Source organism: Paraburkholderia sp. MM5482-R2 (assembly GCF_050436125.1).
Classification (GTDB): Bacteria; Pseudomonadota; Gammaproteobacteria; order Burkholderiales; family Burkholderiaceae; genus Paraburkholderia; species Paraburkholderia tuberum.
This window is the reverse complement of record NZ_JBNDLP010000002.1, coordinates 2,114,175-2,126,877: the sequence shown is the minus strand read 5'-3', so window position 1 is coordinate 2,126,877 and position 12,703 is coordinate 2,114,175. Positions and strand designations below refer to the sequence as shown.

Genomic DNA, 12,703 nt, shown 5'->3' with positions numbered 1-12,703 from the left:
TTCGATGCGTGGCCGCGGAAGTGCGGCCAGCGTTTTCTCGTAGTGCGGGCGTGGGCGTCGATCAACGTGAAGCGACGCGGCCCGCTCGCCCTTATTCGCCGGTATTCGCGACAATGAAGTCCTTCACCCGCTGCGCATCCGCGGGCACGACCTCGAAGCGCTGCGGCAGCGACTCGAGCCCCGAGAACGCCGCCGGCCGCTGCGGCTCGCGCAGCAGCGCCTCGCGGATCGTCTCGCCGAACTTGATCGGCTGCGCGGTCTCGAGCACGATCATCGGAATGCCGGGCTGCAGATGCTCGCGCGCGACCTTCACGCCGTCGGCCGTGTGCGTGTCGATCATCGTGTCGTAACGCTGGAACACGTCGCGGATCGTGTCGACGCGGGTGTCGTGGCTGCTGCTGCCCGACACGAAACCGAACTCCTTTACGCGCGCGAAGTCGCCACTTGCCGCGAGATCGAAACCGCCCTTCTCCTCGACGTCGCGGAACAGTTGCAGCACGCGCGCCGGATCGCGGCCGAGCAGGTCGTACACGAAGCGCTCGAAGTTCGATGCCTTCGAGATGTCCATGCTCGGGCTGCTCGTGTGATACGTCTCGGCCGCCTTGCGTACGCGGTAAATACCAGTGCGGAAGAACTCGTCGAGCACGTCGTTCTCGTTGGTCGCGACGACGAGCTTCTCGATCGGCAGACCCATCATGCGCGCGATATGACCCGCGCACACGTTGCCGAAGTTGCCCGACGGCACCGTGAACGACACGCGCTCGGCGTTCGACTTCGTCGCGGCAAAGTAGCCCTTGAAGTAATAGACAACCTGTGCGACGACCCGCGCCCAGTTGATCGAGTTGACCGTGCCGATCTTGTACTTCGCCTTGAACGCGTGATCGTTCGACACCGCCTTCACGATGTCCTGCGCGTCGTCGAACACGCCTTGCACCGCGAGGTTGAAGATGTTCGGGTCTTGCAGGCTGTACATCTGCGCGGTCTGGAACGCGCTCATCTTTTTGTGCGGCGACAGCATGAACACGCGGATGCCCTTCTTGCCGCGCATCGCGTATTCAGCGGCGCTGCCGGTGTCGCCCGACGTCGCGCCGAGAATGTTCAGCGTTTCGCCATGCTTCGCGAGCGCGTACTCGAACAGGTTGCCGATCAGCTGCATTGCCATGTCCTTGAACGCGAGCGTCGGACCGTTCGACAGTTCGAGCAGCGACAGCGGCGCGCCGTCTTCGACGCCGAGCGTCTTCAGCGGCGTGATCTGCGCGGCGCTTTCGTCGTCGCGCACGTTGCAGTAGGTCGCGGCCGTGTAGGTTTTGCGCGTCAGTGCGCGCAGGTCGTCGGCGGGAATGTCGTCGCAGAACTTCGACAGGATCTCGAAGGCGAGATCCGCGTACGGCAGCGTGCGCCAGCGCGTGAGTTCGTCCGGGGTGACGCGCGGATAGTCGGCCGGCAGATACAGGCCGCCGTCTTTCGCGAGACCGCCGAGCAGGATCTCGGAGAAGGTATGGCGCTCGCCGGCTCCGGCGCCGCGCGTGGAGAGGTAGTTCATAGTTCGGCCTAGTTCAGCGCTTCCATGCGCAGCTTCGTGACTTGCGAGACGACGGTCTCGAGCGCCTCGATCGACCTGATCGCGGCATTGACCTGCTTTTCGACCGTCTCGTGCGTGATCAGCAGAATGTCGGTTTCGCCCTTGCCGTTCGCGTCGACGAGCTCCGATTCCTTTTGCAGCAGTGCGTCGATCGAAATGCCGGTGTCCGCCAGAATGCGCGTGATGTCGGCGAGCACGCCGGTCACGTCGGCGACGCGCAGGCGCAGGTAGTAGCCGCACGTGACTTCTTCGATCGGCAGGATCGGGGTGTTCGACAGGCTGTCCGGCTGGAACGCCAGATGCGGCACGCGGTGCTCGGGGTCGGCCGTGTGCAGACGCGTCACGTCGACGAGATCGGCGACCACGGCGGAAGCCGTCGGCTCGGCGCCCGCGCCCTTGCCGTAGTACAGCGTCGTGCCGACCGCATCGCCATGCACGACGACCGCGTTCATCGCGCCTTCCACATTCGCGAGCAGGCGCTTTTCCGGAATCAACGTGGGGTGCACGCGCAGCTCGATGCCCTTGTCGGTGCGGCGCGTGATGCCGAGCAGCTTGATGCGGTAGCCGAGCTCCTCGGCGTATTTGATGTCGATCGCGGCGAGCTTGCTGATGCCTTCGACGTACGCGCGGTCGAACTGCACCGGCACGCCGAACGCGATCGCGCTCATGATCGTCGCTTTGTGCGCCGCGTCGACGCCCTCGATGTCGAAGGTCGGGTCGGCTTCCGCGTAGCCGAGCTCCTGCGCGGCCTTCAGCGCGGTCGCGAAATCGAGCCCACGGTCACGCATCTCCGACAGGATGTAGTTCGTCGTGCCGTTGATGATGCCCGCGATGTACTGGATGCGGTTCGCCGTCAGCCCTTCGCGCAGTGCCTTGATGATCGGAATGCCACCCGCCACCGCCGACTCGAACGCGACCATCACGCCGTTCGCGCGCGCCGCCTCGAAAATCTCCGTGCCATGCACCGCGAGCAGCGCCTTGTTGGCGGTGACCACGTGCTTGCCGTTGTTGATCGCGCGCAGCACGAGGTCGCGCGCGATGCCGGTGCCGCCGATCATTTCCGCGACGATCGCGATCGAAGGATCGTCGACGACCGCGTTGAAGTCATCGGTCAGCGCCACGCTGCCGGCTTCGCCGCCGAGCGCCGCGGTCGCCTTGGCCGGGTTGCGCACGGCAATGCGCGCAATCTCGATGCCGCGACCCGCGCGACGTTTGATTTCTTCCTGATTGCGGCGCAGTACCGTGAAGGTCCCGCTGCCTACCGTGCCGAAGCCCAGCAGTCCAACTTTGATCGGTTCCATGCAGCGTGTGTTTCTAGTAGAGGTTTGAAAAGGGTGTCGGGGGTGGCACGAGCGGCGCGCCTCATTTGACACATCAGGCGCCACATCGTACGCGACCCCGGCTCAGGCCGTGTGACGTTTGCGGTAGCCGTCGAGGAAGCGCGCGATCCGGTTGATCGAATCCGCGAGGTCGTCGACGTTCGGCAGGAACACGACACGGAAGTGATCCGGCGTCTTCCAGTTGAAGCCAGTGCCCTGCACGAGCAGCACGCGCTCTTCGAGCAGCAGGTCGAGGATGAACTGCTGGTCGTTCTGGATCGGATACACCTTCGGGTCGAGGCGCGGGAACATGTACAGCGCCGCCTCGGGCTTCACGCAGCTCACGCCGGGGATCGCCGTCAGCATGTCGTAGGCGAGCTCGCGCTGCTTGTACAGGCGCCCGCCCGGCACGATCAGGTCGTTGATGCTCTGATAGCCGCCGAGCGCGGTCTGGATCGCGTACTGGCCGGGCACGTTCGGACACAGCCGCATCGACGCGAGGATGCCGAGCCCCTCCAGATAGTCTTTCGCGAGCCGGCGGTTCTCGCCGGTCAGGCCCGAAATGGCCATCCAGCCGGCGCGATAGCCGCACGAGCGGTAGCTCTTCGACAGGCTGTTGAACGTGACGGTCAGCACGTCTTCGGACAGCGACGCCATCGACGTGTGCGTCTTGCCGTCGTAGACGATCTTGTCGTACACCTCGTCGGCGAAGATCACGAGGCCGTGCTGGCGCGCGATCTCGATCAGGCCGAGCAGCAGTTCGTCCGAGTACAGCGCGCCGGTCGGGTTGTTCGGGTTGATCACGACCAGCGCGCGCGTGTTCGGCGTGATTTTCGCGCGGATGTCATCGAGGTCGGGCATCCAGCTATTCGACTCGTCGCAGATGTAGTGCACCGGCGTGCCGCCCGCGAGGCTCACGCCGGCGGTCCACAGCGGGTAATCGGGCGCGGGCAGCAGCACTTCGTCGCCGTCGTTGATGAGGCCCTGGAGCGCCATCACGATCAGCTCGGACGCGCCGTTGCCGATGTAGACGTCGTCCAGTTCGACGCCGTGCACGCCCTTTTTCTGCGTGTAGTGCATGATCGCCTTGCGCGCGGCGAACACGCCCTTCGAGTCGGAGTAGCCCGACGAGCTGGGCAGGTTCAGGATCATGTCCTGGATGATCTCGTCCGGCGCCTCGAAGCCGAACGGTGCCAGATTGCCGATGTTCAGCTTGATGATGCGGTGACCCTCTTCTTCGAGCCGCTTCGCATGTTCGAGGACGGGCCCGCGAATGTCGTAGCAGACATTCAGCAACTTGTTGGATTTGAGAATTGGTTTCACGGCGGGCACTTCATCCTGGTTGATGGCTGGGGCAAACCTTGGGCAAACGGGGCCTGGCTGACGACGCCGGGCCGCTCGGATTCACCGCTACGGGGAATTCGGACGCGGCGGCGCCGGCGGCCAGTCGCGAAATGGGGTCGAACTGTCGAGCGGCCGCGGCTTTCCGGGTTCCGGCGTGGAAAAAAACGCAGCGAAAGCGGGCGATGCCAACCCAGGTGGCCGGTGGGCCACGCCGATGCGCCCAGCGCGGCTTGTGGCGGCACTTGAGCGAGGGGCGCCGCAAGGCGGCTAAAAAGTTATAATTTAGCGGATTTTGGCCGACTTCCGCAATGCACCACCCGCATCGGCAAGCCTTTTCGGCCTTCTCGTGTGTCACACGCGTCGAACCGCGCGGCCTGTGCGACGTGCAGCCAGGCCGGCAACACGCATGACGTCTCACGACGACTTCGGAAAACCAATTTGAAATTACATCAGGATTCCAGCGGCGCGCTCAATACCGTTACCGGCTATGGCGCCGACTACGTCGAAATCAATCTGGTGCGTCACGCGGGCAGTATTCTCGTGCTGCCGGACGCGCCGGTCATTCCCTGGCCCGTCTCCTCGTTCGAGCAGTTGAGCGCCGAGCATTTCGCGATGCTGGTCGACGCCGCGCCCGAAGTGGTCGTGTTCGGCAGCGGCGAGCGGCTGCGCTTCCCGCACCCGCGCCTGACCGCCGCGCTGACCGCGAAACGCATCGGCGTAGAAACGATGGACTTCAAGGCCGCCTGCCGCACCTACAACATTCTGATGGCCGAGGGCCGCAAGGTCGCGGCCGCGTTGCTGATCGAGGCCTGAGCGTGCCCGGCGCCGGCGCACCCGGCCGGCCCGGTTCTGGCCCCCCGCGTCGCGCCCGTGCGCGCGCCGTCGATAACAAGAAGGGTTGATATTTCATGAACGATACGCCGTCGAGGCTACCGCTCAATCGCACCGCGATCCTGTTGCTGGTGCTGGTTCTCGCCGTGATCTGGTTCGTGCCGCTCGGCTGGCGCCATCTGCTGCCGAGCGACGAAGGCCGCTACGCCGAAATGGCGCGCGAAATGTTCCTGACCGGCGACTGGATCACGCCGCGCTACAACGGCTACAAGTACTTCGAGAAGCCGCCGCTGCAAACCTGGGCGAACGCGCTGACGTTCGCGTGGTTCGGCATCGGCGAATGGCAGGCGCGTCTCTACACCGCGCTGACGGGCTTCGCCGGCGTGCTGCTGATCGGCTTTACCGGCGCCCGCGTGTTCAACGCGGCGACCGGCGTGTTCGCGGCACTCGTGCTCGCCTGTTCGCCGTACTGGAACCTGATGGGCCACTTCAATACGCTCGACATGGGCCTGTCGCTCTGGATGGCGCTCACGCTGTGCGCGCTGCTGCTCGCCCAGCGCCCGAACCTGCGGCCCCCATGCGTGCGCGGCTGGATGTGGGTGTGCTGGGCGTCGATGGCGCTGGCGGTGCTCTCGAAGGGCCTGGTCGGGCTGATCCTGCCGGGCGCGGTGCTGGTGCTCTATACGCTGATCGCGCGCGACTGGGCGCTGTGGAAGCGTCTGCATCTGGTGAGCGGGCTGATCGTTTTTCTCGCGATCGTGACGCCGTGGTTCGTCCTCGTGCAGCAGCGCAATCCGGAATTCCTGAACTTCTTCTTCGTCGTTCAGCAGTTCAAGCGCTATCTGACGCCCGAGCAGAATCGCCCCGGCGCGTTCTACTACTTCGTGCCAGTACTGCTGGTGGGCTTCCTGCCGTGGCTGTCGGTAACCGTGCAAAGCGTGCGCCACGCGTGGCGCCAGCCGCGTCAGCCGAACGGCTTCGCGCCGGTCACGCTGATGCTTACGTGGATCGTCTTCATTTTCCTGTTCTTCAGCGCGTCGCACTCGAAGCTGCTGTCCTACACGCTGCCGATCGCGCCGCCGATCGCGATGCTGATCGGCATGTATCTGCCGCTCGTCACGCGCGAGCAGCTGCGCCGGCATCTGGCGGGCTACGCGCTGTTTTTCGTGGTCGCCGCGTTCGCGGCGCTGTTCCTGCCGCGCTTCGGCACTGCGCGCAATCCGGCCGAGCTGTATGCCGAATACCGCGTGTGGGTGCTCGCCGCGCTAGCCGTCGCGTTCGTGCTCACGCTGTTCGCGCTGTGGCTGAACCGCCGCGGCCAGGGCGGCGTGGGCGCCAACGCGCGAGTCGGTCTCGGCAGCCTCGCCGCGTTCGGCGCGGGCTGGCTGCTGCTCGGCACCATCGCGGGCACCGGCCACGACGTGTTCGGGCGCCTGAGTTCCGGCGCGCCGCTCGCGCCCGCGATCAAGGCCGAGCTCGCGAAGCTGCCGCCCGACACGCCGTTCTACTCGGTCGGCGTGCTCGACCACACGCTGCCGTTCTACATCGGCCACACGATGATCATGGTCGCCCACCCGGACGAGCTCGCATTCGGCGTGTCCGTCGAGCCGCAAAAATGGGTGCCGACGGTCGACGCGTGGATCGCGCGCTGGAAGGCCGAACGCTACGCGCTCGCGCTGATCCCGCCGCCGACCTACGACCGCCTCGTCAAGCAAGGCGTGCCGATGCAGGTGATCGCGCGCGATCCGCGCCGCGTGGTGGTGATGAAGCCGCTCGCCGACGCGGCTGCCGCCGCCCCGGCCGCAGCGGCGGCAGCAGCACCCGCTACCCCCGCTAACGCCGCCTCGGCAGTCGTGGAAGTGAGGCCCGCGGCATCGGCCACGCCGGCCCCCGTCTCCACGCCCGCGGCAAAGCCCTAACCCTTTCGAGAACCAGACCGTTCGATGAACCCGATTTCCCTGTTCTGCATCCTGGCCGGCGTCACGCTGAATGCCGGCGCGCAGCTGCTGCTCAAGGCCGGCACGAATGCCGTTGGACACTTCGAATTCACCCGTGCGAACATCCTGCCCATCGGCTTCAAGCTGGCAACCCAGCCGCCGATCATCGGCGGGCTCGCCTGCTACGTGATCAGCGTGGCGGTGTGGATCATCGGGCTCTCGCGCGTGGACGTGTCGATCGCCTATCCGATGCTGTCACTGGGCTACGTCGTCAACGCGATCGCCGCGTGGTACCTGTTTGGCGAAGTGATGTCGGTGCAGAAGCTGGTCGGCATCGGCATCATTCTCGTCGGCGTGGTCGTGCTCGCGCGCAGCTAGGCGCGGCGCCCCGCGTAGGAACCGGCGCGGCACACGCGCCGCCTAAGCATGACGTAAGGTGGGCCGCGGTAAGCTGAGCGGTTGCGTTTTTTAAGCCGCGGCCTTGGGTTTGCGGGTAGTTTGTGGTTTACTTCGCGCCCGTCGGGCCGCGCCCCTTTCAATCGAGCGATGCATTCATGAGCCAGTCACAAGTCCCGTTTTTGCCGTTTGTCAAACCCGAGATCGACGAGGAAACGATCCAGGGCGTCGCCGACGTGCTGCGTTCCGGCTGGATCACCACCGGCCCGCAGAACCAGAAGTTCGAGGCCGCGCTGTCCGAGTTCTGCGGCGGCCGCCCGGTGCGCACCTTCAATTCCGGTACCGCGACGCTCGAAATCGGCCTGCGCATCGCCGGCGTCGGTCCCGGCGATGAAGTGGTCACGACGCCGGCCACCTGGGTGTCGACCTGCAACGTGATCCTCGAAACCGGCGCGACGCCAGTGTTCGCCGACATCGACCCGATCACGCGCAACATCGATCTCGACCTGCTCGAAAAAGCGATCACGCCGCGCACCAAGGCGTTGCTGCCGGTGTTCCTGTCGGGCCTGCCGGTCGACATGGACCGTCTGTACGGGATCGCCCGCGCGCACGAGCTGCGCGTGATCGAAGACGCCGCGCAGGCATTCGGCTCCACCTGGAACGGCGAGCGCATCGGCAAGCTCGGCGACATCGTGTCGTTCAGCTTCCACGCGAACAAGAACCTGACCTCGGTCGAAGGCGGCGCGCTGGTGCTGAACAACGAGGAAGAAGCGGTGCTCGCGCAGAAGTACCGGCTGCAGGGCATCACGCGCACCGGCTTCGACGGCATGGACTGCGACGTGCTCGGCGGCAAGTACAACCTGACCGACGTCGCCGCGCGTGTCGGCCTCGGCCAGCTGCCGCATCTCGAGCGCTTCATCGCGCAGCGCAAGAAGCTCGTGCGCGCGTACTTCGCGCAACTCGAAGGCGGCGCGGCCGTTCAGCTCGGCGTCGGCCTGCCGCCCGCGGACTTCGAAAACAGCAACTGGCACATGTTCCAGATCACGCTGCCGCTCGAAAAACTGTCGATCGACCGCGCCGGCTTCATGGGCGAGCTGAAGGAGCGCGGCATCGGCTCGGGCGTGCACTACCCGGCGCTGCACCTGTTTTCCCTGTACCGCGCGCGCGGCTTCAAGGAAGGCATGTTCCCGCACGCGGAGCGCTTCGGCGCCACCACCGTCACGCTGCCACTCTTCACCCTGATGAACGAAGGCGACGTCGAGCGCGTGTGCCGCGCGGTCAACGAAATTTGCGAACACTACGGAAAATAAGCGGACATGACTTATTCGGAACATCGCGCCGTCGCACCGGAAGTGTCGATCATCATTCCGGTGTACAACGAGGAAGCCGGACTGGCCGCGCTGTTCGCGCGCCTCTATCCGGCGCTCGACGCGCTCGGCACCGGTTATGAAGTGATCTTCATCAACGACGGCAGCCGCGACAAATCCGCGGCGCTGCTCGCCGGGCAGTTCCGCGCGCGCCCCGACACCACGCGCGTGATCCTGCTGAACGGTAACTACGGCCAGCACATGGCGATTCTCGCGGGCTTCGAGCAGTCGCGCGGCGACATCGTGATCACGCTCGACGCCGACCTGCAGAATCCGCCCGAGGAAATCGGCAAGCTCGTCGCGAAGATGCGCGAAGGTTTCGACTACGTCGGCACGATCCGTCGGCAGCGCCAGGACAGCCTGTGGCGCCGCAAGGCGTCGCGCGCGATGAATCATCTGCGCGAGCGCATCACGCGCATCAAGATGACCGACCAGGGCTGCATGCTGCGCGCCTACAGCCGCCATATCGTCGATACGATCAACCGCTGCGGCGAAATCAACACGTTCATCCCGGCGCTCGCGTACACGTTCGCGCAAAATCCGGTGGAAATCGAGGTCGCGCACGAGGAACGCTTCGCCGGTGAGTCGAAGTACTCGCTGTACTCGCTGATCCGTCTGAATTTCGACCTCGTCACCGGCTTCTCGGTGGTGCCGCTGCAATGGCTGTCGTTCATCGGCGTGATCCTGTCGCTAGGGTCCGCGGCGCTGTTCGTCCTGCTGCTGATTCGCCGTTTCATCATCGGCGCGGAAGTGCAAGGTGTGTTCACGCTGTTCGCCATCACGTTCTTCCTGCTCGGCGTGATCATCTTCGCGCTCGGCCTGCTCGGTGAATACATCGGCCGGATCTATCAGCAGGTGCGTGCGCGGCCGCGTTATCTGGTGCAGACCATTCTCGAGCAACGCGACGGCGGGGCCGTCGCCGAAGCGCCGCGTCAGACCGTCGTGCAAGGCGTGCAGCCGGTGCCGGTCGCCGACCAGGGACACCATCCATGAAGCCGCGCGCCGTCGTATTCGCGTATCACAACGTCGGCGTGCGCTGCCTGCAGGTGCTGCTCGCGCGCGGCGTCGAGGTCGCACTCGTCGTGACCCACGAAGACAACCCGAGCGAGAACATCTGGTTCGGCAGCGTCGCATCGGTGGCAGCCGGGCACGGCATTGCCGTCGTCACGCCGGCCGATCCGAAGAGCCCCGAACTGCGCGCCGCGGTGAGCGCCGCGCGGCCGGACTTCATCTTCTCGTTCTACTACCGCCACATGTTGCCGCTCGACCTGCTCGCGATCGCCGCACGGGGCGCTTACAACATGCACGGCTCGCTGTTGCCGAAGTATCGCGGCCGCGTGCCGACCAACTGGGCGGTGCTCAACGGCGAAAACGAAACCGGCGCAACGCTGCACGAAATGGCCGCGAAGCCCGACGCCGGCGCGATCATTGCGCAAACACCGGTGCCGATCCTGCCCGACGACACCGCCGCGCAGGTCTTCGACAAGGTCACGGTCGCCGCCGAGCAAACGCTGTGGCGCGTGCTGCCGGCGCTGCTCGCGGGCGAGGCGCCGCATCTGCCGAACGATCTCGCGCATGGCAGCTACTACGGCGGGCGCAAACCGGAAGACGGCCGCATCGACTGGAATCAGTCCGCGCAACAGGTCTACAACCTGATCCGCGCGGTCGCGCCGCCGTATCCGGGCGCTTTCACCGAGCTGAACGGGCGCCGTTTCATCGTCGCGCGCGCGCGTCTGGCCGCGCCCGGCGCGCTCCGCTCGGATTTGCCCCCGGGCCTGCACGTAAGCGATAATGCCGTTTTCGCGATCTGCGGCGACGGCCGCGCGATCAACATCCACGAATTGCGGCACCAGCACGACGGCGGCGAGTCTGCCGTCAGTCCGGCGGAATTCGCCCAGCTCATCCAATCTCATTCATGAAAAAAGTCCTGATTCTGGGTGTGAATGGCTTCATCGGCCATCACCTGTCCAAACGCATTCTCGAAACCACCGACTGGGAAGTGTTCGGGATGGACATGCAGACCGAACGTCTCGGCGACCTCGTCAATCATGAGCGGATGCACTTCTTCGAAGGCGACATCACGATCAACAAGGAATGGGTCGAATATCACGTCAAGAAGTGCGATGTGATTCTGCCGCTCGTCGCGATCGCCACGCCCGCAACGTATGTGAAGCAGCCGCTGCGCGTGTTCGAACTCGACTTCGAGGCGAACCTGCCGATCGTGCGTTCAGCCGTCAAGTACGGCAAGCATCTGGTGTTTCCGTCGACCTCCGAGGTCTACGGCATGTGCACGGACGAGCAGTTCGATCCGGAAGAATCGCAGCTGTCGTACGGCCCGATCAACAAGCCGCGCTGGATCTACGCGTGCTCGAAGCAGCTGATGGACCGCGTGATCTGGGGCTACGGCATGGAAGGCCTGAACTTCACGCTGTTCCGTCCGTTCAACTGGATCGGCCCGGGCCTCGACTCGATCTACACGCCGAAGGAAGGTAGCTCGCGCGTGGTCACGCAGTTCCTCGGCCACATCGTGCGCGGCGAGAACATCAGCCTCGTCGATGGCGGCGCGCAGAAGCGCGCGTTCACGGACATCGACGACGGCATCAGCGCGCTGATGAAGATCATCGAGAACAAGAACGGCGTCGCCACCGGCAAGATCTACAACATCGGCAACCCGATCAACAACTTCTCGGTGCGTGAGCTCGCGCACAAGATGCTGGCACTCGCGGCCGAATTCCCCGAATACGCGGACTTGGCCAGGAAGGTGCAACTGGTCGAAACGTCGTCGGGCGCGTACTACGGCAACGGCTATCAGGACGTGCAGAACCGCGTGCCGAAGATCGACAACACGAAGCAGGAACTCAGCTGGGCACCCACGTCGACTTTCGACGAAGCGCTGCGCAAGATTTTCGAAGCGTATCGCGGCCACGTCGCGGAAGCCCGCGCACTCGTCGAACAGCAATAAGGGCGCGTCCTTGGCTCGCATCGTCCTGAAGATCGACGTCGACACGCTGCGCGGCACCCGCGAAGGCGTGCCGAATCTCGCGCGCATCTTCGACCGCTTCAAGGCGCGCGCCACCTTCCTGTTCAGCCTCGGGCCCGACCACACCGGTTGGGCGATGCGCCGCGTGCTGCGGCCGGGCTTTCTGAAGAAGGTGTCGCGCACGTCGGTGGTCGAGCATTACGGCGTCAGGCAGTTGATGTACGGCGTGCTGCTGCCCGGTCCGGACATCGGCGCGAAGGCCGCGGCCGAGATGCGCGCGATCCACGAAGCCGGCTTCGAGTGCGGCATCCATACGTGGGATCACGTGTACTGGCAGGACAACGTGCGCGCCAAAGATCGCGCGTGGACCGTCGCGCAGATGCAGCGGAGCCACGCGCGGTTCATCGAGATATTCGGCGCGCCGCCCGTCACGCACGGCGCCGCGGGCTGGCAGATGAACGGCCACGCGTTCGAGCAGATCGACGCGTGGGGCATGCGCTACGCTTCCGACGGCCGTGGCCACTCGCCATATCTGCTGGTGGTCGACGGCAGGACGCTGAAGCACGTGCAGATGCCGACCACGCTCCCGACGCTCGACGAAGTGCTCGGTGTCGATGGTGTCGATACGCACAACGTCGCCGCGTGGATGCTGAAACAAACTGAAAAAAATCCGCACGACCAGGTGTTCACGCTGCACGCGGAACTCGAAGGACAGAAACTCGCGCCGGTTTTCGAACAGTTGCTCGAAGGCTGGCGCGCCCAGGGCCACACGTTCGCGACGATGGGCGATTACTACGCCACGCTAGACCGCGACACGCTGCCATCGTACCCTGTCGCGTGGGGCGAGATTCCGGGACGCTCCGGCGAACTGATCGTCCAGCCCTGAAGGCCCGCGACGCAGGAGTCGTTGGAAGGCGCGCCGCTTGTTGCTCGCCCATTGCCCGCCC

Annotated in this window: 11 protein-coding genes; 8 read left to right on the top strand and 3 right to left on the bottom strand. The window is 65.1% G+C overall.

Annotation, left to right across the window (positions count from 1 at the left end):
- Positions 1-91: 91 nt before the first annotated feature.
- The 3 genes from thrC to OKW37_RS12695 form a co-directional block, all read right to left on the bottom strand.
- Positions 92-1,543: a threonine synthase gene (gene thrC / locus OKW37_RS12705; RefSeq protein ID WP_429406177.1), complete on the bottom strand. Its 1,452-nt coding sequence runs from the start codon at positions 1,541-1,543 to the stop codon at positions 92-94.
- 8 nt (positions 1,544-1,551) lie between these two features.
- Positions 1,552-2,883, bottom strand: coding sequence for a homoserine dehydrogenase (locus tag OKW37_RS12700; protein WP_184064867.1), 1,332 nt, complete (start codon positions 2,881-2,883; stop codon positions 1,552-1,554).
- 102 nt (positions 2,884-2,985) lie between these two features.
- On the bottom strand, positions 2,986-4,233 hold the full coding sequence (locus OKW37_RS12695; protein ID WP_429406179.1) for a pyridoxal phosphate-dependent aminotransferase: 1,248 nt from the start codon (positions 4,231-4,233) through the stop codon (positions 2,986-2,988).
- 450 nt (positions 4,234-4,683) lie between these two features.
- On the opposite strand from OKW37_RS12695, the gene OKW37_RS12690 reads away from it, so the two are divergent.
- The 8 genes from OKW37_RS12690 to OKW37_RS12655 all read left to right on the top strand — a co-directional run bounded on the left by OKW37_RS12690 (position 4,684) and on the right by OKW37_RS12655 (position 12,642).
- Positions 4,684-5,058, top strand: coding sequence for an Mth938-like domain-containing protein (locus tag OKW37_RS12690; protein ID WP_090804589.1), 375 nt, complete (start codon positions 4,684-4,686; stop codon positions 5,056-5,058).
- Positions 5,059-5,153: 95 nt separating this feature from the next.
- Positions 5,154-6,995: a glycosyltransferase family 39 protein gene (locus OKW37_RS12685; protein ID WP_429406181.1), complete on the top strand. Its 1,842-nt coding sequence runs from the start codon at positions 5,154-5,156 to the stop codon at positions 6,993-6,995.
- Positions 6,996-7,019: 24 nt separating this feature from the next.
- Positions 7,020-7,391, top strand: coding sequence for an SMR family transporter (locus tag OKW37_RS12680; protein ID WP_013089326.1), 372 nt, complete (start codon positions 7,020-7,022; stop codon positions 7,389-7,391).
- A gap of 176 nt (positions 7,392-7,567) precedes the next feature.
- On the top strand, positions 7,568-8,719 hold the full coding sequence (locus tag OKW37_RS12675) for a DegT/DnrJ/EryC1/StrS family aminotransferase (protein WP_429406183.1): 1,152 nt from the start codon (positions 7,568-7,570) through the stop codon (positions 8,717-8,719).
- Positions 8,720-8,725: 6 nt separating this feature from the next.
- A complete protein-coding gene (locus OKW37_RS12670; RefSeq protein ID WP_184029067.1) occupies positions 8,726-9,769 on the top strand; it encodes a glycosyltransferase in 1,044 nt (347 codons plus the stop codon).
- Positions 9,766-10,695, top strand: coding sequence for a formyltransferase (locus OKW37_RS12665; protein WP_184064856.1), 930 nt, complete (start codon positions 9,766-9,768; stop codon positions 10,693-10,695). The genes OKW37_RS12670 and OKW37_RS12665 overlap by 4 nt, the downstream gene beginning before the upstream one ends.
- Positions 10,692-11,738: a bifunctional UDP-4-keto-pentose/UDP-xylose synthase gene (locus OKW37_RS12660; protein WP_090804581.1), complete on the top strand. Its 1,047-nt coding sequence runs from the start codon at positions 10,692-10,694 to the stop codon at positions 11,736-11,738. The genes OKW37_RS12665 and OKW37_RS12660 overlap by 4 nt, the downstream gene beginning before the upstream one ends.
- Positions 11,739-11,748: 10 nt before the next feature.
- Positions 11,749-12,642 (top strand): polysaccharide deacetylase family protein, encoded by an 894-nt coding sequence (locus tag OKW37_RS12655; protein ID WP_429406186.1) that lies wholly within the window; start codon positions 11,749-11,751, stop codon positions 12,640-12,642.
- Positions 12,643-12,703 lie beyond the last annotated feature (61 nt).

What these genes read in the sequence shown, in the direction of transcription:
- OKW37_RS12665 (WP_184064856.1), top strand. Translation starts at nt 9,766, where the DNA reads ATGAAGCCGCGCGCCGTCGTATTCGCGTATCACAACGTCGGCGTGCGC.
- OKW37_RS12660 (WP_090804581.1), top strand. Translation starts at nt 10,692, where the DNA reads ATGAAAAAAGTCCTGATTCTGGGTGTGAATGGCTTCATCGGCCATCAC.
- OKW37_RS12675 (WP_429406183.1), top strand. Translation starts at nt 7,568, where the DNA reads ATGAGCCAGTCACAAGTCCCGTTTTTGCCGTTTGTCAAACCCGAGATC.
- thrC (WP_429406177.1), bottom strand. Translation starts at nt 1,543, where the DNA reads ATGAACTACCTCTCCACGCGCGGCGCCGGAGCCGGCGAGCGCCATACC.
- OKW37_RS12685 (WP_429406181.1), top strand. Translation starts at nt 5,154, where the DNA reads ATGAACGATACGCCGTCGAGGCTACCGCTCAATCGCACCGCGATCCTG.
- OKW37_RS12670 (WP_184029067.1), top strand. Translation starts at nt 8,726, where the DNA reads ATGACTTATTCGGAACATCGCGCCGTCGCACCGGAAGTGTCGATCATC.
- OKW37_RS12680 (WP_013089326.1), top strand. Translation starts at nt 7,020, where the DNA reads ATGAACCCGATTTCCCTGTTCTGCATCCTGGCCGGCGTCACGCTGAAT.
- OKW37_RS12700 (WP_184064867.1), bottom strand. Translation starts at nt 2,883, where the DNA reads ATGGAACCGATCAAAGTTGGACTGCTGGGCTTCGGCACGGTAGGCAGC.